Annotated in this window: 25 protein-coding genes, 1 pseudogene and 1 other annotated feature; of the genes and pseudogenes, 13 read left to right on the top strand and 13 right to left on the bottom strand. The window is 36.3% G+C overall.

Translation table 11 applies throughout. The annotated features are described in order from the left end of the window. The first annotated feature begins 214 nt into the window (after positions 1-214). Positions 215-1,213, top strand: coding sequence for a catabolite control protein A (ccpA, locus tag MHB70_RS21940; protein WP_001103299.1), 999 nt, complete (start codon positions 215-217; stop codon positions 1,211-1,213). Positions 1,214-1,247: 34 nt separating this feature from the next. On the opposite strand, the gene MHB70_RS21935 is transcribed toward ccpA, so the two are convergent. Both MHB70_RS21935 and MHB70_RS21930 read right to left on the bottom strand, forming a co-directional pair. Next, the gene (locus MHB70_RS21935) at positions 1,248-1,610 is read right to left on the bottom strand and encodes a DUF4288 domain-containing protein (protein WP_000271416.1); all 363 of its coding nucleotides are present in this window, start codon (positions 1,608-1,610) and stop codon (positions 1,248-1,250) included. Between the two features lie 13 nt (positions 1,611-1,623). Beyond that, entirely contained in the window at positions 1,624-1,860 is a 237-nt protein-coding gene (locus MHB70_RS21930) for a DUF3949 domain-containing protein (protein WP_000637896.1), read from the bottom strand. 225 nt (positions 1,861-2,085) lie between these two features. Here MHB70_RS21930 and MHB70_RS21925 point away from each other — a divergent pair, with 225 nt between their 5' ends. After that, the gene (locus tag MHB70_RS21925; RefSeq protein ID WP_000585028.1) at positions 2,086-2,358 is read left to right on the top strand and encodes a DUF3917 domain-containing protein; all 273 of its coding nucleotides are present in this window, start codon (positions 2,086-2,088) and stop codon (positions 2,356-2,358) included. A gap of 50 nt (positions 2,359-2,408) precedes the next feature. On the opposite strand, the gene mscL is transcribed toward MHB70_RS21925, so the two are convergent. From mscL to MHB70_RS21910, 3 genes are all read right to left on the bottom strand, one after another. Next, positions 2,409-2,807 (bottom strand): large-conductance mechanosensitive channel protein MscL, encoded by a 399-nt coding sequence (mscL, locus tag MHB70_RS21920; RefSeq protein WP_000267005.1) that lies wholly within the window; start codon positions 2,805-2,807, stop codon positions 2,409-2,411. A gap of 128 nt (positions 2,808-2,935) precedes the next feature. After that, on the bottom strand, positions 2,936-3,862 hold the full coding sequence (locus MHB70_RS21915) for a Gfo/Idh/MocA family protein (RefSeq protein ID WP_001039683.1): 927 nt from the start codon (positions 3,860-3,862) through the stop codon (positions 2,936-2,938). A gap of 79 nt (positions 3,863-3,941) precedes the next feature. Next, the gene (locus MHB70_RS21910) at positions 3,942-4,622 is read right to left on the bottom strand and encodes an ankyrin repeat domain-containing protein (protein WP_061529694.1); all 681 of its coding nucleotides are present in this window, start codon (positions 4,620-4,622) and stop codon (positions 3,942-3,944) included. 243 nt (positions 4,623-4,865) lie between these two features. On the opposite strand from MHB70_RS21910, the gene MHB70_RS21905 reads away from it, so the two are divergent. The 3 genes from MHB70_RS21905 (at position 4,866) to MHB70_RS21895 (ending at position 7,446) form a co-directional block, all read left to right on the top strand. Next, positions 4,866-6,320 carry a sensor histidine kinase gene (locus MHB70_RS21905; RefSeq protein WP_000023853.1) on the top strand — a complete coding sequence of 485 codons (1,455 nt, stop codon included), beginning with the start codon at positions 4,866-4,868 and terminating at the stop codon, positions 6,318-6,320. A 1-nt stretch (position 6,321) separates the two neighbouring features. Beyond that, positions 6,322-7,011 (top strand): response regulator transcription factor, encoded by a 690-nt coding sequence (locus MHB70_RS21900; RefSeq protein ID WP_002039721.1) that lies wholly within the window; start codon positions 6,322-6,324, stop codon positions 7,009-7,011. Between the two features lie 147 nt (positions 7,012-7,158). Further along, positions 7,159-7,446 carry a hypothetical protein gene (locus tag MHB70_RS21895; RefSeq protein WP_000503083.1) on the top strand — a complete coding sequence of 96 codons (288 nt, stop codon included), beginning with the start codon at positions 7,159-7,161 and terminating at the stop codon, positions 7,444-7,446. Positions 7,447-7,568: 122 nt separating this feature from the next. Here MHB70_RS21895 and MHB70_RS21890 read toward each other — a convergent pair whose 3' ends face one another. From MHB70_RS21890 to acuA, 4 genes are all read right to left on the bottom strand, one after another. Continuing rightward, a complete protein-coding gene (locus MHB70_RS21890) occupies positions 7,569-8,390 on the bottom strand; it encodes an alpha/beta fold hydrolase (protein WP_002093169.1) in 822 nt (273 codons plus the stop codon). A gap of 198 nt (positions 8,391-8,588) precedes the next feature. Further along, positions 8,589-9,755 (bottom strand): acetoin utilization protein AcuC, encoded by a 1,167-nt coding sequence (gene acuC, locus MHB70_RS21885; protein WP_000092814.1) that lies wholly within the window; start codon positions 9,753-9,755, stop codon positions 8,589-8,591. After that, a complete protein-coding gene (locus MHB70_RS21880) occupies positions 9,752-10,396 on the bottom strand; it encodes an acetoin utilization AcuB family protein (RefSeq protein WP_002123078.1) in 645 nt (214 codons plus the stop codon). The genes acuC and MHB70_RS21880 overlap by 4 nt, the downstream gene beginning before the upstream one ends. 17 nt (positions 10,397-10,413) lie before the next feature. Further along, on the bottom strand, positions 10,414-11,046 hold the full coding sequence (acuA, locus tag MHB70_RS21875) for an acetoin utilization protein acetyltransferase AcuA (protein WP_000581385.1): 633 nt from the start codon (positions 11,044-11,046) through the stop codon (positions 10,414-10,416). Between the two features lie 176 nt (positions 11,047-11,222). Here acuA and acsA point away from each other — a divergent pair, with 176 nt between their 5' ends. The 6 genes from acsA to tyrS all read left to right on the top strand — a co-directional run bounded on the left by acsA (position 11,223) and on the right by tyrS (position 16,492). Next, positions 11,223-12,941, top strand: a complete 1,719-nt coding sequence (acsA, locus tag MHB70_RS21870; RefSeq protein ID WP_000862062.1) for an acetate--CoA ligase — start codon at positions 11,223-11,225, stop codon at positions 12,939-12,941. Positions 12,942-13,025: 84 nt separating this feature from the next. Further along, entirely contained in the window at positions 13,026-13,586 is a 561-nt protein-coding gene (locus MHB70_RS21865) for a maltose acetyltransferase domain-containing protein (RefSeq protein WP_061529692.1), read from the top strand. A 66-nt stretch (positions 13,587-13,652) separates the two neighbouring features. Continuing rightward, positions 13,653-14,108, top strand: coding sequence for a hypothetical protein (locus MHB70_RS21860; RefSeq protein WP_000066426.1), 456 nt, complete (start codon positions 13,653-13,655; stop codon positions 14,106-14,108). Further along, positions 14,089-14,634 (top strand): RNA polymerase sigma factor, encoded by a 546-nt coding sequence (locus MHB70_RS21855; RefSeq protein ID WP_000057201.1) that lies wholly within the window; start codon positions 14,089-14,091, stop codon positions 14,632-14,634. Before MHB70_RS21860 ends, MHB70_RS21855 begins: the two co-directional genes overlap by 20 nt. Beyond that, a complete protein-coding gene (locus tag MHB70_RS21850; RefSeq protein ID WP_001293798.1) occupies positions 14,615-14,860 on the top strand; it encodes a hypothetical protein in 246 nt (81 codons plus the stop codon). The genes MHB70_RS21855 and MHB70_RS21850 overlap by 20 nt, the downstream gene beginning before the upstream one ends. A 77-nt stretch (positions 14,861-14,937) precedes the next feature. Then, positions 14,938-15,165, top strand: a binding site (T-box leader). Positions 15,166-15,235: 70 nt separating this feature from the next. Beyond that, the gene (gene tyrS / locus MHB70_RS21845; protein ID WP_000512098.1) at positions 15,236-16,492 is read left to right on the top strand and encodes a tyrosine--tRNA ligase; all 1,257 of its coding nucleotides are present in this window, start codon (positions 15,236-15,238) and stop codon (positions 16,490-16,492) included. 77 nt (positions 16,493-16,569) lie between these two features. Here tyrS and MHB70_RS21840 read toward each other — a convergent pair whose 3' ends face one another. After that, complete coding sequence (locus tag MHB70_RS21840; protein ID WP_000154645.1) at positions 16,570-16,872, bottom strand: YjdJ family protein; 303 nt, start codon at positions 16,870-16,872, stop codon at positions 16,570-16,572. Between the two features lie 150 nt (positions 16,873-17,022). Between MHB70_RS21840 and MHB70_RS21835 the strand changes: the two genes are divergently transcribed. After that, positions 17,023-17,151, top strand: coding sequence for a hypothetical protein (locus tag MHB70_RS21835; RefSeq protein ID WP_000050940.1), 129 nt, complete (start codon positions 17,023-17,025; stop codon positions 17,149-17,151). A gap of 87 nt (positions 17,152-17,238) precedes the next feature. Here the strand turns inward: MHB70_RS21835 and MHB70_RS21830 are convergent. Continuing rightward, positions 17,239-18,388, bottom strand: a pseudogene (locus MHB70_RS21830) (type I restriction endonuclease). A gap of 244 nt (positions 18,389-18,632) precedes the next feature. Then, positions 18,633-19,235 carry a 30S ribosomal protein S4 gene (gene rpsD, locus MHB70_RS21815; RefSeq protein ID WP_000135316.1) on the bottom strand — a complete coding sequence of 201 codons (603 nt, stop codon included), beginning with the start codon at positions 19,233-19,235 and terminating at the stop codon, positions 18,633-18,635. A gap of 399 nt (positions 19,236-19,634) precedes the next feature. Here rpsD and megL point away from each other — a divergent pair, with 399 nt between their 5' ends. Then, the gene (megL, locus tag MHB70_RS21810; protein WP_000726604.1) at positions 19,635-20,813 is read left to right on the top strand and encodes a methionine gamma-lyase; all 1,179 of its coding nucleotides are present in this window, start codon (positions 19,635-19,637) and stop codon (positions 20,811-20,813) included. A 59-nt stretch (positions 20,814-20,872) separates the two neighbouring features. Here megL and MHB70_RS21805 read toward each other — a convergent pair whose 3' ends face one another. Further along, a complete protein-coding gene (locus tag MHB70_RS21805) occupies positions 20,873-21,352 on the bottom strand; it encodes a GAF domain-containing protein (protein ID WP_000494323.1) in 480 nt (159 codons plus the stop codon). Positions 21,353-21,397 lie beyond the last annotated feature (45 nt).

Here is a 21,397-nt window from a genome sequence, read left to right as displayed (position 1 = left end):
TTCATAAAAAATACGAAAATACGAGAAAAGAAGCGAATTTTTTCGAAACTTTTGCGGGAAAATATTGTATGAGCCTGCGTTTTTATCGTATCATTAGTAAAAGGAAGAACTCGGGACGATTGGTGGCATCTGCAAATAGAGTTGATGTCTTTTTTTCATTCAAGTAACCGATACATAAAAATAGATAACAAAAATAGAAGGAGTGTGCGATGAGATGAACGTAACAATCTATGATGTAGCGCGCGAAGCGAACGTTTCAATGGCTACCGTATCTCGCGTTGTGAACGGTAACCCAAATGTAAAGCCTACAACAAGAAAGAAAGTATTAGAAGCAATTGATCGTTTAGGATACCGCCCAAATGCGGTAGCACGTGGACTAGCAAGTAAGAAGACAACTACAGTGGGTGTTATTATTCCTGATATCTCAAATACGTTTTATGCAGAACTTGCTCGTGGAATTGAAGATATCGCAACAATGTACAAATATAACATCATTTTAAGTAACTCTGACCAAAACAAAGAGAAAGAGTTCCATTTATTAAATACGATGCTTGGAAAACAAGTAGACGGAATTGTTTTCATGGGTGAAGATATTACAGACATTCACATTGAAGAATTTAAAAAGTCTCCAGTACCGATTGTATTAGCAGCATCATTTGATGAGCAAAATGAAACGCCATCAGTAAATATTGATTATACACAAGCAGCTTACGATGCAATGAAGCACTTTATTGAGCAAGGACATAAACGTATCGGTTTCGTCTCTGGTCCTTTCATTGATAAAGCGGGAAGCGCTAAAAAGTTACAAGGTTATAAAAAAGCTTTAGAAGAAGCAAGTATTTCATATGATGAAAATCTTGTAATCGATGGAGATTACACATATGATTCAGGTATCGAAGCATTCGAAAAGCTTTGGAGTATGGATGAAAAGCCAACAGCTATCTTCGTATCTTCTGATGAAATGGCACTAGGTGTAATCCACGCAGCTCAAGATGCTGGATTAAACGTACCAACTGATATAGAAGTACTTGGTTTCGATAATACACGCCTTGCACTAATGGTACGCCCGCAGCTTTCAACAGTTGTACAGCCAATGTATGATATCGGTGCAGTAGCAATGCGTTTATTAACAAAGTATATGAACAAAGAAAAAGTGGAAGATCACACTGTTATCTTACCTCACCGTATCCAATTTAGAGATTCAACGAAGTAAGTATAAAAAAGCTCACAGCGATTGCTGTGAGCTTTTATTCATATTCAGGATAGTATTTTTTAACTACTGTATCTACAGTTTCATTTTTCTTAACGTGTAAAAATCTTGCGTACAATTCTTTTCCTGTTTCAAATGGCGTTTCATCTAACTCAAAAACATGAAGTACTTTTTGAAACTTCCATGTTACTTGTTGATCGTATACATTATCGTACGTATTTTCTGATTGTATAGCGATCTTTTTCCCTAGATCATGAGCTTCCTCTAAACTGTTCGCTTTAACGAGAATGATACTTTCTTCAAAAAGCGTATCGTGATTCTCTTCATAATGCTCATCTATCTTACTAGGATTAGGCTCACCTGAATGAACAGATTCAAACAATAATTTTACAGCGTACATTTGGGAAATCTCCTTATGCCGAATGTTTCACTTTATAAACAATACTTGCTACAAGTGAAGCTGGTATTGTAAATACGTTACTTTGATAATGGTAATGTACTTGGGATTCTTCATAAGACATTTTGTCGTATAGTTCATTTTGTGCGACATTCATTTTTTGCTGTTTTTCTTTGAACATCTTAATGTAGTTATACTGTATTGGGACGAGAATGATGAAATAGGCTAATACGATTAGTGAAATCCATATCATTATGAACACTCCCTTACAAAGAATATTTCTATATAACAATTATATCAACAAAAGGGAAAAACAACCATTTATTTGTAACGAAAATCGATTTTCTTCCTGCAATGTTATTCTAGGCTATAATATAGAATAGGATCCCTTGTTATATGTCACATAAGTGCAAATTCAACTATTATAGGGCAATGTCATGTATAATAGAAAGAAAAGGTTTGTGAGGGGGGAGAAAAGATGATCATTCTTTGGATAATTACGCTTTGCACGACTGCTTTTTTTGCATATATGACGTTAAAACAAAATGGCTTAAAGCGATTTGTTCCAGGAAGTATTCTTGCAGGAATTGCCCTTATCACGTATGTAATTTCTATTTTTACTGAAAGTGTATCAGTGGACATGAGCACAAGTTTAATGTTCATCGGTATTACACTATTTGCAGGTAGTATTATGGTACTTATGGTTGCTGGTATTATTTTATTTATTCATATGAATTCGGAAACGTTATAACATATAAAAAAGGCATGTCCCGAGAGGGGCATGCCTTTTTATCCGTTCAATTATGCTCTATCTTTAGAAGAATTTTGTTGTTTTAATAAGTCGCGAATTTCGCCAAGAAGTTCTTCTTCTTTTGTTGGTTCTGGAATTTCTTCTGTTTTTTCTTCTTCTCTTTTAGAAGTTAGTTTGTTGAATACTTTAACAAACATAAAGATAGCTGCTGCAATAATTAAGAAGTCAAAAATTGTTTGGATGAAGTTACCATACATAATAGATGACTTACCAAATGTGATTTTTAAATCTGTAAAGTCAACGCCACCTAATACCATACCAAGTAATGGTGTGATGATATCTTTTACTAAAGAACTAACGATTTTACCGAATGCAGCACCGATTACAACCCCGACAGCTAAATCAATTACATTCCCTTTGAAAGCGAACTTTTTAAACTCGTTCCACATGTGTTAATCCCATCCTTTCCACGTTTCATTATGAAATTTATAATTCCTATCAACATATTCTATAGAAATTTACGAGAGAAATAAAGGGGAAATGGGAATGAAAGTAAATTCTGAAAAATGTATCCGTTTTAATTTTTATTTACTTTGTCAAGTAGAGTTTGTAGCATTTGTTGCGTTTTTAATCCTTCTAATCCATCTACAACAGGCTTCGTATCTCCGTGTACACATTCAATAAAATGATGAACAGCATCTTCAAAACCACGCTGCTTTAACGTCGTTTCCCATGAGGGAGAACCGCTTTGTGAAACGGAATTTTCCTGTTCGATTTCAAATGTATTCATATTTTTTACGCGAATGATTTTTCCTGCTGTTACAAGTTCAATTTGTTCTAAATTTGTACCAGCATGGCGGTGCATTGCTGTTGAAAGTAATAGTCCGTTTGTTGTTGTATATGTATGATGGCCGTAAAGAAGTTCATTTTTCTCATTTATTTGCATCATATTATGAACGACGTTAAGGTCATCATTAGCTAACCAGCGAGCAGTATCTACAATATGCAAATAATCATCTAACATAGTAAAGTCGTACGTATTTGGCCCCACTTTATTTGTACGGTGTTTTTCAATTCGAATCCATGAAATAGCATTAGCCTGTTCTTTTGCAGCAACGTACATAGGAACGAAGCGGCGGTTAAATCCGACCATTAATTTTCGATTGTATTTTTCGCTCAATTCGACTAGTTTTTCAGCTTGTTCTACTGTAGCTGCTAACGGCTTATCTACATAAACATCGATTCCTTTTTTCAGAAGTTCAGAAACGATTTCATAATGTGTAGCAGTGGAACTATGAACGAAAACTGCATCACATTCTGAAGCTAACGTTTCAATAGAATGAAAGTCTTGAATACGGTATTGCTGACAAATTTGTTTTCTTTTTTCCGCGTTAGGTGTAAATGCCCCAACAAAATGCCAATCTAATTCTTTCGTAAGTGTTGGAAGATATGCCTTTTGTGCAATACTTCCAAGTCCAATCATCCCAATTTTAGGTTTATTCATTTGTATTCCCACCCTATCAATATTGATGTAACGGGTTAAATGTAGCATAGGGTGGGGGAGGAAGGCAAAAGTTAGCTTTTTACTTACGTCCTTCTACTAGAATCTTCTCTATCTCTTCAAAATTATGAGCACGAGCATGCTCTAGTGGGGTGACACCATCATTATCGGGAATGTTTACATCTGCGCCGTGTTCAATGAGCAGGCGAATGACTTGTTGTTGTGTTTCATCGCCGTTACTTAGTACGATAGCTTCCATTAAAGCTGTCCATCCGAGATTATTGACATGGTTTACATCGATATTTGTTCGCGTGAAGAGTTCTTTTATAACAGTAATATAGCCATGTTCTGAGGCTGGGATAAGAGCTGTTCCACCGTAACGATTCGTAAGTGCTGGATCCGCACCAGCATCAATTGTTAGTTTTAAAATGTCTAAGTAACCTTCCGCACCGGCGTATAGAAATGGATTGTTTTTTATATTATCTTGGATATTTACATCGGCGCCAGCATCGATAAGAGCTTTCGCGGTCTTTATATCATTTTTGTATGTGGCAATCATAAGCGGGGTGCGTCCTTGACTATCCGTTGCATTTATATTTGCTCCTTGTTTTAATAAAGATATAACAGTGTTCGTTTCGTTTTTTTCAGTAGCTGCTAGTAGTGCAGTCTCCATGTTTGTCATCTCCTTTTTTACTTCTTGTTCTTGCGAGCATCCTTGTAAAAAAATTACACAACATATCATGCTTAATGTTTTTTTGAACATGGAATTTCAACCTCCTAATTTCAACTGTAAAATAAGAACATTAAATTTTTATAAACTGACGCTAAAATTACTATAAAATCGCTTGAGTAATTGAACATATATTTTTATGCTTATGAATATGAAAGTTGAATCAATCGGGCGTTTACGGGTAGCCCGACTTTCATCTAACTTTTTGTTTTAACCGAATTTTGAGGTGGAAGTCTTACTGCCCACAAATAGCGTGATAAAGTGAGGATGTAAATGATGTCTATTAAAACAAGATTTTTATTTTCTTATATCGCTGTTATTCTCGTCTCCATTACGCTTATTTTAGTTGCGGGATTTTTAATTGTATTTTCCATAACAGGTGACTTGGAAGCAGTGAAAAATTTTTATAAAAGTTCTTATATTCAAAAGCCGCTGACTCCAGAAGAAGAGAATGCGTATCTTGAATTGAAAGGAGCGGCAAAGCAACATCAATATCAACTATTAGATGAATCGTTCGTTGCATCACTTGAAAAAGAAGGTGTGAAAATAGTTGTAAGAAAGGGAGAAACCATTTCTTATGCTACAAAGGGTTTTGAAAGTTCGACTGTAACAGAAGCCCTTCCGAAATTTGAAGCAGCAAATATTAATAGTCGTGGTACAACGGAACTAGGCGATACATTTTATCGGTATGTAAAATTTGATTTTTCTTTTCAAAATAATGAAGAAGGGAGTATATTTGTACTAAAAAAGCAAAGTTCGTTTGTAGATCTTACACAAAAATTATTTCCGATTTTGTTCGTAGCACTTTTACTGTTAGCCATTTTGCTCATTGGGTTAGTAAGCTATTTCGTCTCAAAAAGTGTGATAAAACCAATCTTTGTATTGAAAGATGCGACGGAGAGAATTAAAGAAGGGAATTTAGAATTTCAAATTCCAGTTACATCACATGATGAAATAGGTCAATTGAATCAAGGGTTTGAGGAAATGAGGAAGAAGTTAAAAGAGTCGATTGAAGTACAAACGCAGTATGAAGAAAATCGAAAAGAGCTCATTTCAAACATCTCCCATGATTTGAAAACACCGATTACATCTATTATCGGATATGTGGAAGGAATAAAGGACGGGGTAGCAAATACCCCGGAAAAAATGGATAAGTATTTAACAACGATTCATACGAAAGCAAAACATATGGATACACTCATTGATGAACTATTTTTATTTTCGAAGCTCGATTTGAATCGAGTCCCATTCCAGTTTGAAACGGTTGAATTAAATATGTTTATGCAGGAATTAATAGAAGAGATGCAGATGGATTTAAGTGAAGAAGGTATAGAAGTGTACTTACAATTACATCCATCACCACTATATGTAACGGCTGATTGCGAAAAGATAAATAGAGTGATATCAAATTTAATTCATAATAGTGTGAAATACATGGATAAAGAAGAGAAAAAAATTGCTGTAACAGTATCGAGTGATAACGATAAAGTTATTGTGAAAGTGATGGACAATGGATCAGGTATAGAATCTGATACACTTCCTTATATTTTTGAACGGTTTTATCGTGCAGAGCAATCTCGAAACTCTAGCACAGGTGGAAGTGGACTTGGTTTAGCGATTGCGAAGCAAATTGTGGAAGAACATGGCGGAGAAATTTGGGCGGAAAGTGAGCCTAGAGAAGGCACAAGCATTTTCTTCTCATTGGAAAAAGTAGAGAAATGTGGTGAGTAAATTGAAAAGAATCTTACTAATAGAAGATGAAGTAAGTATTGCAGAATTACAGCGAGATTATTTAGAAATTAGTGATTTTCAAGTTGATGTAGAGCATTCTGGAGAAATAGGCTTACAAATGGCTCTGCAAGAAGACTATGATTTAATTATTTTAGATATTATGCTTCCGAAAATGAATGGATTCGAAATTTGTAAACAAATACGTGCTATAAAAGATATTCCGATTTTACTTGTTTCAGCCAAAAAAGAAGATATAGATAAAATTCGCGGACTCGGATTAGGAGCGGATGATTATATAACGAAACCGTTTAGCCCAAGTGAATTAGTCGCAAGGGTAAAGGCACATATTTCTCGTTATGAAAGATTATCAGGAAATGTAAGTAAGCAACGTGATACGTTATATATTCATGGAATCTCTATCGATCAACGAGCGAGGAAAGTTTTTATAAACAATGAAGAAATCGCGTTTACAACGAAGGAATTTGATTTATTAACATTCTTTGTAACGCACCCAAACCAAGTATTAAATAAAGAACAGTTATTTGAACGTATTTGGGGATTAGATTCTGCTGGCGATTTAGCTACTGTTGTCGTTCACATTAGAAAGTTACGTGAAAAAATTGAAAGAGATCCTGCCCACCCGCAATATATTGAAACGGTATGGGGAGCTGGTTATCGTTTTAATGTGTAGTAAACCTGTCAAAGTGTTGACAGGTTTTTTATATGCGTAATAGTGTATTACACTTATGATTTGAATTTTAAAGGGAATATTAGGTAATTCGTGTTAAAATATAAAGAGAAATAAAACGCAGGATGGTTTGAGAGGAAGTGTTAGGTTTTGGGGGATGTACGAAAGAATATTAAATCAAACAAGGCTTTAAAGATTGGGACTAATATCATACTTATTTTATTAATTATTGGTGCAATACAAATGTTTTATGATAAAGATTATACAAATGACCATTTAGGTGGATTATTTTTGGTGGCTTTTTGGATGGTTAGAAGTATGTTTGGTATTACGATCAGCGTAAAAGAAGGAGATAAAAAGTCAGTATTTATTGATTTAGGTTTAGTCCTTTTTTCTTTTTATCTTTTATTTTATTATAGTATGAAGTTTTTCTTCTAAAAAATAAAGCTCAAAGTCATATAGAGACTTTGAGCTTTTATTAGTACATTAGTCTGTGAATTCATATGTTATTTATTTAGATTTTTTTAATAGTAACTGAACTCAAAACTGGATTTTCCCTGTTATAACGTTTTGTAAAATTCTTGTGTGATAGAAATAAAGTGGGTAGCCTCTTCTAAAAAAGGATAATGGTTACTGTCCTCAAATGGAATAAAGATAGAATTACGTATACCCTCATGCATCTCGATAGAATATTGAATTGGGCACTGCACATCGTGTCGTCCGCACATAATAAGTGTCTTTGTTTTAATAGAAGGTAAAGACTCTCTTAAATCAAATGAAGAATATTCATGAGCGAAAGCGTTCATGCGGCTGGTGGACATTGTTTTTTTGATCGGTCTACAAAAATAAAAGTTATAGTTTTCTGGTTTATACAATGATAATTTTGTTCTCTTAGTAGATAGTTCCTTTCGCTCTTCATTTGTAAGATGAGGGTTTTTCAAGTTCTCGATTAGTTCTTGCATATAATGAAATTGTGGATGGTAGGAATGGTAAATACAGTTTGATGTTTTCGTATAATCACTTGCTGCAGCTCCGGTTACGACTAATGATTGTAAGGAATTCGGATATGTAATCGCATACAAAATTCCAAGCATACCACCTGTTGAATGACCGGCGAAATGCCATGTTGGAAGTTGTAATGCTTCTCGTATTGCTTCTAAGTCGTGGATTGTCTCAATCATGCTTAATTTGTTTTCTGACTGGGCGGTTACAGAGCTACCGGCATCTCGTAAATTAATGAGAAATACACGATGCGTAGCAGTAAAAACATCCGCAAAGTAATCACCAGTTTCATTAAATTGTGAATAATGGTGTGTAACACAAAGCGGTTCGCCATTCCCTTTTGTAAAGAGTTCAAATGTACCACGTTTCGTGCGGAGCATTTGTCGTTTCCACATAATATCACGACCTTTTCTCGTAAAAGTTGGGCCAGGCTGTTATGAAATGAAAATATATCAGCGATTATTAGAATATATCGGCGCAACTCGAAATATATCAGCGATTATTAAAATATATCGACTTACTGACAGAAATCGACAATAAATAAAAGGAGGCTATTAAAAAACGAGCCTCCTTTTCGTTTAGTACAAAGATTTTGTCATATTATTCCGAATAATTTCAAGGGATTTCGCTACAGTTAATGCATTCTTTTCTTCAATTTCTGGTTTACGGGGGATAGGTTTATACATGTTGTCTGGATCTTCCCATGTGAGGGGAAGTTCTGTTTCTGCTTGTCCTTTCCAAGCGTCAATCCATTCTGGAGGGAGATAACCTGAGATGTTTTGGATGTTGTTCATTTCGAGCCAAATGAGCGCCCACGCTCTTGGGACGACGCGCCAGTGGTCATAGCCACCGCCGCCGACAGCGATCCAGCGACCGTCGCAATATTCATTAGCGATTTCGCGAGCGAGCTTCGGTATTTCACGGTAAATATTCATCGTTGCACAAAGGTGTGTAAGTGGATCGTAATAATGCGCATCTGCACCGTTTTGCGTTAAAATAATATCCGGTTTAAAGTATGCGGCAACTTCTTTTACGACAGTTCGATATGATTCTAGAAACGATTCATCTTCTGTAAAAGCATCGAGTGGAACGTTAAAAGAATAACTATAGCCATTACCTTGTCCACGTTCATTTACAGCGCCAGTTCCAGGGAATAAATAACGTCCGGTTTCGTGTAATGAAATGGTGCATACGTTAGGATCATCGTAAAATGACCACTGTACACCATCACCGTGATGAGCATCTGTATCAATATATAAAACACGTAAACCGTATTTCTTTTGAATGTATTTCATTGCGATGGAACTATCGTTATAAATACAAAAACCAGATGCCTTGCCACGGAAGCCGTGATGTAAGCCGCCGCCTAAATTAAGTGCGTGTTTTACTTTTCCAGAAAGAACAGCATCGACAGCTGTTAACGTACCGCCAACGAGCAGTGCACTTGCCTCGTGCATATTTGGAAACATCGGTGTATCTTCTGTTCCGAGTCCATATGTCATCGCAATTGATTTTTCTAACTTTCCTTCTCCAGCACGTTTTACCGCATGTATGTACTCCTCTGTATGAACGTAGGCAATCTCTTCATCTGTAGCCATCCGTGGTGAGATGATTTGAGAGGGAGAGATGAAACCGCCCTTTTGTAATAAATCATACGTAAGTGTGACGCGCAGTTGGTTAAAAGGATGATCAGGGCTAAATGAATAGCCCCGAAAGTCATCCGAATAAATAAACGCGCTACTCATGCTTGCATCCCCATGATGTTTGGCCATAATACGCGGTAGCCTTCTGCTTCAAGTGCATCAATCACTTTTAGCGGATTCATCGTTTGAATGCGGAAAACAAGTACTTTATCATTCTCATCTTTTGCTGGATAGACGAGAACGCTCACGATATTTATTTGTAAATCACTAAAAATAGCAACGACTTTTCCAAGAATACCAGGTTCATTTTTTACTTGAATTTCAATTTGTGAACTTGGTTGATGTGCTCCTGTTAATTTTACTAACGTGTGAAGTACTGTAGATTCTGAGATGATACCAACTAACTTACCAGCCTTTGTAACAGGAAGGCAGCCAATTTTATTTTCAAAAAATAAAGTAGCAATTTCCTCAACGAAATCGAGAGGGTGGCAAGTCATTACAGGATGTTTCATAATAAGTTCGAGCGGTTGCTTCAGCATATCGAGTGAAACTTGTTCATCTAGAATAGACGGACTTGCATCTCTTACATCCCGATCAGAAATAATGCCTACGACGTGATTATTTTGATCGACAATTGGAATGTGCCGAATTCCTTTCGTGCGAATCGTTCGGATTGCTGTTTCGATTGTATCGTTTGGATGTAGCGTAACTACATTTTGATTCATAATTTCTTCTACAATCATTCCAGTTGCCCCCTTTATTAATACATAAAACGATTGTGAAAACGTAGACGGTCAAATGCTTGAATAGAATCCGTATCGACGCGATTACCGATGCGGACCATTAAACAGTTGGCAGGATGTGAACAAATTTCAGGATCATCTGTAGCCATCCATTGTAAACCACCAGCATTCATCATCTTTTCCATTACTTTTCGGTACTCCCAAACATTTAAACCTGTTTGTTTTAAATCCCAGTGCCAATAATATTCAGTCGTCAATATAATGTAATCTTCCATATAATCGTCCATCATAGACACTTCTAATAAGTTCTTTCCGACAGAGCACCCACGGAAGGCTGGGACGACTTCAATTGCCCCGAGCTCAATTAAGTTTTCCATTTTTCCTTCTGACCATCGTTCGAGCGGATCGGGATACAAATATGTAACATATCCAACAATCGTTTGGTCATGTCTAGCAATAATGAGACGTGCTTCTGGTAATTTAGAAATTTCGACAATTGCTTTATATTGCTGCTCGGCAGGACGAAACGCAATTAAATCTGGATGGAATTCATACATTTCAAGATTATGGGTAGAGACAGGACCTTCAATAATTAAAGTGCCTTTCGCTGTTTTCAAGTTTCTAGCATTATATATTTTTTTATGAATCAATGTATTGCTCACCACCTTGAGGGTTTGTGAATCTATTAATATCGTACTTTATAATATATGCGATGTGAATCGAATTTTGTCATTAAAAATTTGTCTAAAAATCAACAAATATACTGAAAATTTTAAATAATATCATTATAATAGATAATAGAATACATAGGAGGGGGATGTAAAGTATGAAAGTAGAAACGCTTCCTGTCATTAAAGGAGAAAATAATTTGCCGAATTATGAAGAGGCATACGCGAATTTTAACTGGGAAGAGGTTAATAAAAATTTTACTTGGAATGAGACAGGCCGAGTAAATATGGCGTATGAAGCAATTGATAAGCATGCGAAATCTGATCGAAAAAATAAAGTAGCCCTTTATTATCAAGATGGATCGCGAAAAGAGAAATATACATTTAAGGAAATGAAGGATTTTTCTAATAAAGCAGGAAACGTCCTAAAAAATTATGGCGATGTTGAAAAAGGCGATCGCGTTTTTATTTTTATGCCACGTTCTCCAGAATTATATTTCGCGCTTTTAGGTGCAGTGAAATTAGGAGCAATTGTTGGACCGCTATTTGAAGCATTTATGGAAGGCGCAGTTCGTGATCGTTTAGAAGATAGCGAAGCAAAGGTGTTAATTACAACTCCTGAATTGTTAGAGCGTATACCATTAAATGATTTACCAGCTTTAAAAACAGTCTTTCTTGTTGGAGATAATGTAGAAGAAGGCGGTAAAACAGTAGCGTTCAATCCTTTATTTGAACAAGCTTCAAAAGAATTACATATCGAATGGTTAGGCCGCGAAGACGGTTTAATTCTTCACTATACGTCTGGTTCTACTGGTAAGCCAAAAGGTGTTCTCCATGCGCAAAATGCAATGGTTCAGCACTATCAAACGGCGAAATGGGTATTAGATTTAAAAGAAGATGACGTATATTGGTGTACTGCTGACCCGGGCTGGGTAACGGGAACTGCTTACGGCATTTTTGCACCGTGGTTAGTCGGAGCATCAAATGTTATTTTAGGTGGACGATTTAGTCCAGATGCATGGTATGAAGCACTGCAAGATTACGGTGTAACAGTTTGGTATAGTGCACCGACAGCGTTCCGTATGTTAATGGGAGCTGGACAAGATGCAATTAAAAAATACGACTTATCACAAGTACGCCACGTATTAAGCGTAGGTGAGCCATTAAATCCAGAAGTAATTCGCTGGGGTATGAATGCATTTGGACTTCGTATTCATGATACGTGGTGGATGACAGAAACAGGTGGACAAGTTATTTGTAACTATCCTTGTATGGAAATCCGTCCAGGTTCAATGGGTAAACCAATTCCAGGTGTGAAAGCAGCGATTGTTGATAATGAAGGAAATGAAGTGCCTCCATACACAATGGGTAACTTAGCAATTGGTAAAGGTTGGCCAGCTATGATGCGTGGAATCTGGAATAACCAGCAAAAATATGAGTCATACTTTATGCCGGGAGACTGGTATGTATCAGGTGATTCAGCTTATATGGATGAAGACGGATACTTCTGGTTCCAAGGACGTATTGACGATGTAATTATGACGTCAGGTGAGCGAGTTGGACCGTTTGAAGTAGAAAGTAAACTAATCGAGCATGCTGCTGTTGCAGAAGCTGGTGTAATTGGTATTCCTGATCCGGTGCGCGGCGAAATTATTAAAGCGTTTATCGCACTTCGAGCAGGATACGAACCATCTGATGAATTAAAAGAAGAAATTCGTCAATTTGTAAAAAAAGGCCTAGCAGCTCATGCAGCGCCAAGACAAATTGAATTTAGAGATAAATTACCGAAAACGAGAAGTGGTAAAATTATGCGCCGCGTATTAAAAGCGTGGGAGTTAAACTTACCAACAGGTGACTTATCAACGATGGAAGATTAAGAGAGAAAGGTCTGAACGAAAAATGTTCAGGCCTTTCTTTTTTATGATATCATGAACTTATATATATAAGTTGAAGGGGATAGTATGATGAAAACAGAAAAAGAAAAGATGATACTAGGAGAAATGTACATACCGGCTGATCCAGTTTTAGTACAAGAAAGAGAGCAAGCACGTATATTAACGAGAAAATTAAATGATACGCCAGAAGAGCAATTGAAAGAGCGTAGCGAAATCGTAAAAGAATTATTCGGAACGACAGGAGATAATATTCATCTTGAATCTTCTTTTAGATGTGATTACGGCTATAACATTCATATCGGCGAAAATTTTTACGCGAACTTTGACTGTACGATTTTAGACGTATGCCCAGTAACAATGGGAGTGAACTGTATGTTAGCTCCAGGTGTTCACATTTATACAGCAACGCACCCACTCGATCCAATTGAGCGTATAAGCGGATCAGAATACGGAAAACCAGTTACAATTGGCGATAACGTATGGATTGGCGGAAGAGCAATTATTAATCCAGGTGTAACAATTGGAGACAATGCGGTGATTGCATCTGGTGCTGTCGTAACGAAAGATGTGCCTAATAATGTAGTAGTTGGCGGGAATCCTGCAAAGATTATAAAAAAACTAAAATAATATTTGAACGAAGTGCCTTCCTCGTCTGTATACATTTATGAAAGAATAGATGAGGGAGGCTTTTATATGTCTAATAAATTACTTCTTGCTTTTGCTTTAATTGGAATTATAGTTGTATTTTCTTGTGGTCTTTTCTTACCGATACCAATTGGATATAGAGTATCAATGATTACAGCTGGAGTTATAATGGGTGTTCTGTTTTCAATCATTATTCCATTTGATAGAAAACATATAGTACGGAAAAATGGATATAAAATTGATTTTATAAAAACAAAAGTGTATTTTCGCTGGAATGTATTTGATACTATTTCTGTCTGCCTTGCGTTGTATGCATGCATATGTGTGCAAGCGTTAAATATTTTAGTTGCAATGGGATTTACGATTCAAAACCCATATGTTCAATTTTTTACAAATCAATCACAATTGTGGATTTTTATTGCGATTGCATATTTAATTTCCCGTATTTCATTAACGTTAAAAGGAATAAAGGAGATCAAAAATCATGGCGCAAATTGGGATTGAGGAGGAGCTCATGCTTGCGTATCAAAGTGGAGATAAACAAGCGGGAGAAAGACTATATGTTTTAATCAAACCAGCGCTATACACATTTTTATATCGATTTAACCGAGATGAACAATTAAGTATCGATCTTGTGCAAGATACGTTTTTGACGCTAGAGCGTAAGAAACATATGTATGAACTTGAAAAAGGTAAAATAAAAACGTATTTATTTCAAATTGGTTATCGTCTTATGATTAATAAATTAAATAGGAGAAAAAAGTGGCGTACGCTTTTGCCATTTTTAGTGCCGATTCCGGAAAAAGAATTTTCTCACGAAGATCGGCTCACAGTAAGAGAAGCAATTTTGAAAGTTCCAGAAGAGCAAAGAGCGGTCCTAATCCTTTCTTATTATCATGACATGCAGCAAAAAGAAATTGCAGAGATATTAAACATCCCGATTGGAACGGTGAAATCGAGACTTCATAACGGGATAAAGAAATTGAAACAATTGCTGGAGGTGGACGAAATTGAGCGAAAATCCCTTTAAGAGTGAATATAAGTTAAAGCAATATTTAGATAGTGATCATGTAGAAATACCAGACTTTCCAAAAACGGTAAGTCGATTCGATCGATTAATCGGGTTTCTTGGTTCCCCGGCGAAAGATCCTGTGGAGGCGACCATTGGGAATGATTTATCGGTTGTGTTTCATGTATCGTTATTAGTTGGAGTTCCAATTCTTTCTCTTATTACGATACTCTTTATGGCGTTGTAAAGGATTGACAAGAAGAGAAATCCTGCCCTTATTTGACACGCCTATATAAATGATGGTATAAAGAAAAGTATATGAATAATTGAGCGTGGAAAGGGAGAAGTAGTGATCATTTCCCTGTTTTAGAGAGCTGATGGTCGGTGGAAATCAGCACATAGATGATCGCGAATTACGCCCCTAGAGCATCTTTTTTCGATTGAATTGTATTCAAAAGGGAAAAGACGGTGCTAAGCCGTTATGTAAATAAGGTGGTAGGCTTTTTTGCCTGCAACTAGGGTGGTAACGCGATAATCAAAATCGTCCCTTATTTGAAGGGGCGATTTTTTTATGTTTTCAACCTTCACGCCAGTAATGAACTTAAAGGAGAGTATGTAGGATATGGGTATTTTACAAGATCTTGAATTTCGCGGTCTAATTAATCAGCAAACAGATGCTGAGGGCCTTGAGCAATTATTAGAAAAAGAAAGTGTTAAATTATACTGTGGTTTCGACCCGACAGCGGATAGCTTACACATCGGTCATATGTTACCAGTATTAATGTTACGTCGTTTCCAATTAGCTGGTCACCAACCAATCGCACTTGTTGGCGGTGGTACTGGTATGATCGGTGACCCCAGTGGTAAAAAAGCAGAGCGTACATTAAATACGAAAGATACAGTTGCTTACTACACAGAAAGCATTAAAAACCAACTTTCAAACTTCTTAGAGTTCGAAAACGTGGAAAACCCAGCAACAATGGCTAATAACTATGATTGGCTTGGTAACTTAGATGTAATTTCATTCTTACGCGATATCGGTAAAAACTTCGGTTTAAACTATATGTTAGCAAAAGATACAGTAGCATCTCGTTTAGAGACGGGTATTTCATTCACTGAGTTTAGTTACATGATCTTACAATCATACGACTTCTTAAACTTATACCAACACCATAATTGCCGCCTACAAATCGGTGGTAGTGACCAATGGGGTAACATTACAGCTGGTCTTGAATTAATCCGTAAATCAGAAGAAGATGCGAAAGCATTCGGTTTAACAATTCCACTTGTTACAAAATCTGACGGTACGAAGTTTGGTAAAACAGAAGGCGGCGCAATTTGGTTAGATCCAGAGAAAACAACTCCTTACGAGTTCTACCAATTCTGGATTAACACAGATGACCGCGACGTTGTTAAATACTTAAAATACTTCACATTCTTATCTCATGAAGAAATTCTTGAGCTTGAAAAGCAAGTAGCTGAAGCGCCAGAAAAACGTGCAGCACAAAAAGCGTTAGGTTCTGAAATGACAAAACTTGTTCACGGTGAAGAAGCATTAGAGCAAGCGATTAAAATTTCAGCTGCACTATTCAGCGGTTCTGTAGCAGAACTGACTGCAAATGAAATCGAACAAGGATTCAAAGACGTACCATCTGTAGAACGTACTGCAGAAGATACAGTATTAATCGACTTACTTGTAGAAAGCAAAATCTCTCCATCAAAACGTCAAGCACGTGAAGATGTAACGAACGGTGCAATCTACGTAAACGGTGAGCGTACACAAGCATTAGACTATGTTGTAACAGAAAACGACCGCATCGAAGGTAAATTCACAATCATTCGCCGCGGTAAGAAGAAATATTTCTTAATTCGTTATTAATCAGAAACGAATATAAACAAATAGTACCCCGGATTGTAGGCTGAAAGGTTTATGATTCGGGGTTTTTATGTATGAATTTAGATTACCTTACGAGTTCTTGTAAATAGAATATGAAGAATTAATACGAGCATATAAAGTAAGCTAATGAGCATAACAATAAATGCTGTTGGATAAAATTTTGCTGCATATATAAAGAAATCGATTTGATAAATATCTTGGTAATTTGAAACGGTGCCTTTAAAATAATTCGTAAACTTAGCGCTATATTTCCATTCATCAGGATAATCTATTAAATTACTCCCCTGATACCAACTCATAAGTGTTGAAGTAATAAAAAGCATACATGCACTGCCCAATTGAACCATTTGGTTTATCGTCAAAAGAAATCAACCTCCTATTTTATGGTTATTATAGCGTGCATTCGTATCCCTGTAACCTTTTTGTTGTAATCTCCTTTTCGAGTTCATACGGAAATCACATGTAAGCGGTATGATAAACGTATAACAAATAGAAAGGAGTGGTAAAACAAAATGTCACTAGAAGCGCTCATTATTTTTTCTTTGCTAAATGCGGGTCAGCTTGCAGAGAATTCGAAGGTTGATATACATAAAGAGCAAAAAGATGCTTATGTATATGTTCAAAAAGAGGAAAATAAATAATTTTATTTTATATATAAATGACAAAAAGCCAATCCAGAGGATTGGCTTTTTGTCATTGTGTTGGAAAAAGAGGGGAAATCCCTCTTTTTAAACATTAGCTAAAATTTGATCATAGCATGAAATAATAAGTGGTTCCAAATCTTTTAAATCATTAACATTATCAATGAAAATTCTACTTACTCCCTGTGATTTTGGGGCTTGCTCAACAACGAAATTAGGGCATAGCTGTTTAGTAGCTTCTAGATCTAGTCTTATAACTAAGGATTTTGCATCTCCATCAAGGAAGAGACGTATAAACCATTTTGTGATTACACGATTCATGATGCAAAAATAACTAATAGTATCTTTATATTTGAGGTCACTGATGTCTCTTTGATTTTCAGTTAATATTTCTTTAACAATGTTAAAGGCAGTCAGTTCATCTTCGGTAGTGAAAACTCTATCTGTTTTGTCTTCTTTGCTAATGTCTTCCATTATTTCGGCAGAAGCGGCTGCAACTAGGCTTGTTTCTATTTTCTCCGTTATTTTTGTTTCTTTTGGTGTTAAACCATCACTGATTATTTCTAATAGTGTTCGATTAATTGCTTTTTTAACAATTGGTCGGAACCGCTCTAAAACGTTATTTGTAATTCTAGTTGAGCTAAAGTCTTTAATTAGAAAACGAAGGAAGTCATCTGAAGGATTTTTAAATAACTCTTTAATTGTGGAGTTTAAATTGGTCATATAAATAAGTTCTTCGGCATATTTTACGATCTCTTCAGCTTCAAAATTCTCTTTTGTAAAAGTTTCAATCGTTTCAATATCTAAATTACTTAAATTATCCATACTGAATGTGAAGAAAGGTTTTTCATCCATTACATTGTCATTTGTTAAATCAGTATAAAATTTGTATTCTATACCATTAGTTAGTACCCCTACTTTGACATCAGGTAAGGCATTGAAATACCTAGATAGTTGCGCATCGTGTTTAAGGAGGTTTTCTGTTACAGGTTTTGCCTCAATTAAAATAATTGGAACTCCATTTTTGAAAACCGCATAATCGACTTTTTCCCCCCTTTTTAGTTCCAAAGTCTGCAATATACTCAGGTCTAACTTCTAAAGGGCTAAAAACGTCATAACCTAGCTTTTGAAGAAAAGGAATAATTAAGGATTGCTTGGTCATTTCTTCATTAGTTATGTACTCTTTTCGTTCTAAAATTTGGTTAGCTATTTTGTTTATGTCATTTCTGAATTCCATATCAACGTCTCCTCGTTATAAAGTTTAAACTTAATATTAATACTATTATTTAAAAATTCATAATATAACATAAGTTATGTATGGAAATAGGAAGGTTATTTTTATATTTGAATTTGATTAGATTAGATAAAAAATATTTGTTTTAGGTGGGAGTATAGAGTATTGGGATTTTTATGTTACGTGGGATATAAAAAATTATGGTGAGAATTGAAAAAAGCCAATCCAGAGGATTGGCTTTTTGTCATTAACGAGAGTAGAACTCTACGATTAATGCTTCGTTGATTTCAGCTGCTAACTCAGAACGCTCAGCGTGACGAGTGTAAGTAGCTTCTAATTTATCAGCATCGAAAGTTAAGTATTCTGGTACGAAGTTGTTAACTTCGATCGCTTCTTTAACAACAACAAGGCTGTTAGATTTTTCGCGAACGCTGATAGTTTGACCAGGTTTAACGCGGTAAGATGGGATATCTACGCGAGCGCCATCAACCATGATGTGACCGTGGTTTACTAATTGGCGAGCTGCACGACGAGTGCGAGCTAAGCCCATACGGTAAACTAAGTTGTCAAGACGAGCTTCAAGAAGGATCATGAAGTTTTCGCCGTGCTTACCAGGCATTTTACCTGCTTGGTCAAATGTGCGACGGAATTGACGCTCAGTCATGCCGTACATGTGACGAAGTTTTTGTTTCTCTTGTAATTGTAAACCGTATTCTGAAAGTTTCTTACGTTGGTTAGGACCGTGAGGACCTGGTGCGTAAGGGCGTTTTTCTAATTCTTTTCCTGTGCCGCTTAGAGAGATTCCAAGACGACGAGACAGTTTCCAAGCTGGACCTGTATAACGAGCCATAGTTGACTCCTCCTTTAAAAATGTTTTTATTTACGTAAAATAAAAACAGACGTAATCGATATTTACGGGCATTTTGTTTTCATGTACCTTCGCTCCAGCAGCAGGGAGTTACGAGATACACCTCCGTAGAGGAACAAAATACAAACGATAAACTCACATTACAAGGCTGCCTTTTTATTTTACACAAACGCTATTATATCTTTTACCCAGAGTTTCGTCAAGCGAGTACGTTTTTGTTTTATGCATATAAATTTTGGAAATTAATATAAGAAGGAATTTAAAACAATATAAAAGAAGAGATAGAAACACAAATGAAACGCTTACATAAAATGTAGTAAAAACATTCATCAGTTTTTTAATGGTGAATATGCGGGATAAAAACATAAAGGGGATGTTTTTATGAAAAAGAAGCATATGGAGACAGCGTTAATTCATCACGGTTATACATCTGAGGAACATAAAGGAAGTTTAACACCACCGTTATTTCAAACGTCTACATTTACATTTGAGACTGCGCAGCAAGGAGAGGCGAGTTTTGCGGGAGTAGATCCGTCTTATATTTACTCAAGACTTGGAAATCCAACTGTAAAATTATTTGAAGAGCGCATGGCTGTGTTAGAAGGGGGAGAAGAAGCACTTGCTTTCGGATCCGGAATGGCAGCTATTTCAGCAACGTTAATTGGCTTTCTAAAAGCTGGAGATCATATTATTTGTTCAAACGGATTATATGGGTGCACGTACGGATTTTTAGAAGTGTTAGAAGAGAAATTTATGATTACACATTCGTTTTGTGATATGGAGACAGAGACTGATATTGAAAATAAGATTCGCCCAAATACAAAGCTCATTTTCGTTGAAACACCGATTAATCCAACGATGAAATTAATCGATTTAAAACAAGTGATTCGAGTTGCGAAGCGAAATGGCCTACTCGTCATTGTTGATAATACGTTTTGTTCACCTTATTTACAAAGACCGCTTGAGCTTGGTTGTGATGCTGTTGTGCATAGTGCGACAAAATATATTGGTGGCCATGGTGATGTTGTAGCGGGTGTAACAATTTGTAAAACGAAAGTGTTAGCTGAAAAAATTCGTCCGATGCGAAAAGATATCGGCGGTATTATGGCGCCGTTTGATGCGTGGTTATTATTACGCGGATTAAAGACGTTAGCAGTAAGAATGGATCGTCATTGTGATAATGCAGAAAAAATTGTATCGTTCCTAAAAAATCATGATGTAGTAGAAGGGGTTTGGTACCCAGAAGGGGAGTTAGCATCTCGCCAAATGAAACGGGGCGGTGGCGTTATTTCTTTTTCTGTCAAAGGCGGGAAAGAGGAAACGCAAGCGTTTATCAATGACCTTCACTTTATTACGATCGCGGTAAGTTTAGGTGATACAGAAACGTTAATTCAGCATCCAGCAACGATGACGCATGCTGCGATTCCAGCGGAACTAAGAAAAGAAATGGGTATTTTCGATAATTTAATACGTTTATCTGTCGGTTTAGAATCGTGGGAGGATATCGTTTCTGATTTGGAGCAAGCGTTAAAGAAAATATCTACTGTTAGTAATCAATAAAAAAGAGTGAGCTATCGGTTTCGTACATTACGTACTTAATCGATAACTCACTCTTTTTCTTATATATGTTTTAACAGTGTTTCCACAAACTTTTCTAAATAGTGCTGATCTACTTCATCGAAACGATTTTTTTCAGGACTATCAATATCCAGTACACCAATGACATTTCCGTCTTTTATAATCGGTACAACGATTTCCGAATTAGAGGCACTATCGCAAGCGATATGTCCTGGGAATTGGTGAACGTCCGCTACAAGTTGCGTTGTTTTCGTTTCAGCTGCTACGCCGCAAACGCCGCGCCCAAATGGAATACGTACGCATGCTGGCATTCCTTGGAATGGTCCGAGAACGAGCTGATTTCCTTCTGTTACATAAAAGCCAACCCAATTAACGCGATCTAAAAATTGGTTTAATAATGCGGACGCATTTGATAAGTTTGCGACTACGTTTAATTCGCCAGTTAATAATGCATCCAGTTGTTTAATTACTGTCTCATACTGCTTTTCACGAGAACCTGCATAACTTTCTTTTGTAAACATGGAAACAACTCCCTTTTTATCGAGATGTGTAAAATATTAGCAAAA

This window comes from Bacillus sp. FSL M7-1020 (assembly GCF_038050415.1).
Classification (GTDB): Bacteria; Bacillota; Bacilli; order Bacillales; family Bacillaceae_G; genus Bacillus_A; species Bacillus_A toyonensis.
The sequence above is the reverse complement of the archived record's forward strand: the minus strand, read 5'-3'. Positions and strand labels throughout refer to the sequence as shown.

What these genes read in the sequence shown, in the direction of transcription:
- MHB70_RS21925 (WP_000585028.1), top strand. Translation starts at nt 2,086, where the DNA reads ATGATCATTCTTTGGATAATTACGCTTTGCACGACTGCTTTTTTTGCA.
- MHB70_RS21880 (WP_002123078.1), bottom strand. Translation starts at nt 10,396, where the DNA reads ATGATTGTAGAAGAAATTATGAATCAAAATGTAGTTACGCTACATCCA.
- MHB70_RS21935 (WP_000271416.1), bottom strand. Translation starts at nt 1,610, where the DNA reads ATGTACGCTGTAAAATTATTGTTTGAATCTGTTCATTCAGGTGAGCCT.
- MHB70_RS21855 (WP_000057201.1), top strand. Translation starts at nt 14,089, where the DNA reads ATGGCGCAAATTGGGATTGAGGAGGAGCTCATGCTTGCGTATCAAAGT.
- MHB70_RS21915 (WP_001039683.1), bottom strand. Translation starts at nt 3,862, where the DNA reads ATGAATAAACCTAAAATTGGGATGATTGGACTTGGAAGTATTGCACAA.
- MHB70_RS21860 (WP_000066426.1), top strand. Translation starts at nt 13,653, where the DNA reads ATGTCTAATAAATTACTTCTTGCTTTTGCTTTAATTGGAATTATAGTT.
- acsA (WP_000862062.1), top strand. Translation starts at nt 11,223, where the DNA reads ATGAAAGTAGAAACGCTTCCTGTCATTAAAGGAGAAAATAATTTGCCG.
- rpsD (WP_000135316.1), bottom strand. Translation starts at nt 19,235, where the DNA reads ATGGCTCGTTATACAGGTCCAGCTTGGAAACTGTCTCGTCGTCTTGGA.
- MHB70_RS21905 (WP_000023853.1), top strand. Translation starts at nt 4,866, where the DNA reads ATGTCTATTAAAACAAGATTTTTATTTTCTTATATCGCTGTTATTCTC.
- MHB70_RS21805 (WP_000494323.1), bottom strand. Translation starts at nt 21,352, where the DNA reads ATGTTTACAAAAGAAAGTTATGCAGGTTCTCGTGAAAAGCAGTATGAG.
- mscL (WP_000267005.1), bottom strand. Translation starts at nt 2,807, where the DNA reads ATGTGGAACGAGTTTAAAAAGTTCGCTTTCAAAGGGAATGTAATTGAT.
- acuC (WP_000092814.1), bottom strand. Translation starts at nt 9,755, where the DNA reads ATGAGTAGCGCGTTTATTTATTCGGATGACTTTCGGGGCTATTCATTT.
- MHB70_RS21835 (WP_000050940.1), top strand. Translation starts at nt 17,023, where the DNA reads ATGTCACTAGAAGCGCTCATTATTTTTTCTTTGCTAAATGCGGGTCAG.
- tyrS (WP_000512098.1), top strand. Translation starts at nt 15,236, where the DNA reads ATGGGTATTTTACAAGATCTTGAATTTCGCGGTCTAATTAATCAGCAA.
- MHB70_RS21910 (WP_061529694.1), bottom strand. Translation starts at nt 4,622, where the DNA reads ATGTTCAAAAAAACATTAAGCATGATATGTTGTGTAATTTTTTTACAA.
- ccpA (WP_001103299.1), top strand. Translation starts at nt 215, where the DNA reads ATGAACGTAACAATCTATGATGTAGCGCGCGAAGCGAACGTTTCAATG.
- megL (WP_000726604.1), top strand. Translation starts at nt 19,635, where the DNA reads ATGAAAAAGAAGCATATGGAGACAGCGTTAATTCATCACGGTTATACA.
- MHB70_RS21890 (WP_002093169.1), bottom strand. Translation starts at nt 8,390, where the DNA reads ATGCTCCGCACGAAACGTGGTACATTTGAACTCTTTACAAAAGGGAAT.
- MHB70_RS21930 (WP_000637896.1), bottom strand. Translation starts at nt 1,860, where the DNA reads ATGATATGGATTTCACTAATCGTATTAGCCTATTTCATCATTCTCGTC.
- MHB70_RS21865 (WP_061529692.1), top strand. Translation starts at nt 13,026, where the DNA reads ATGATGAAAACAGAAAAAGAAAAGATGATACTAGGAGAAATGTACATA.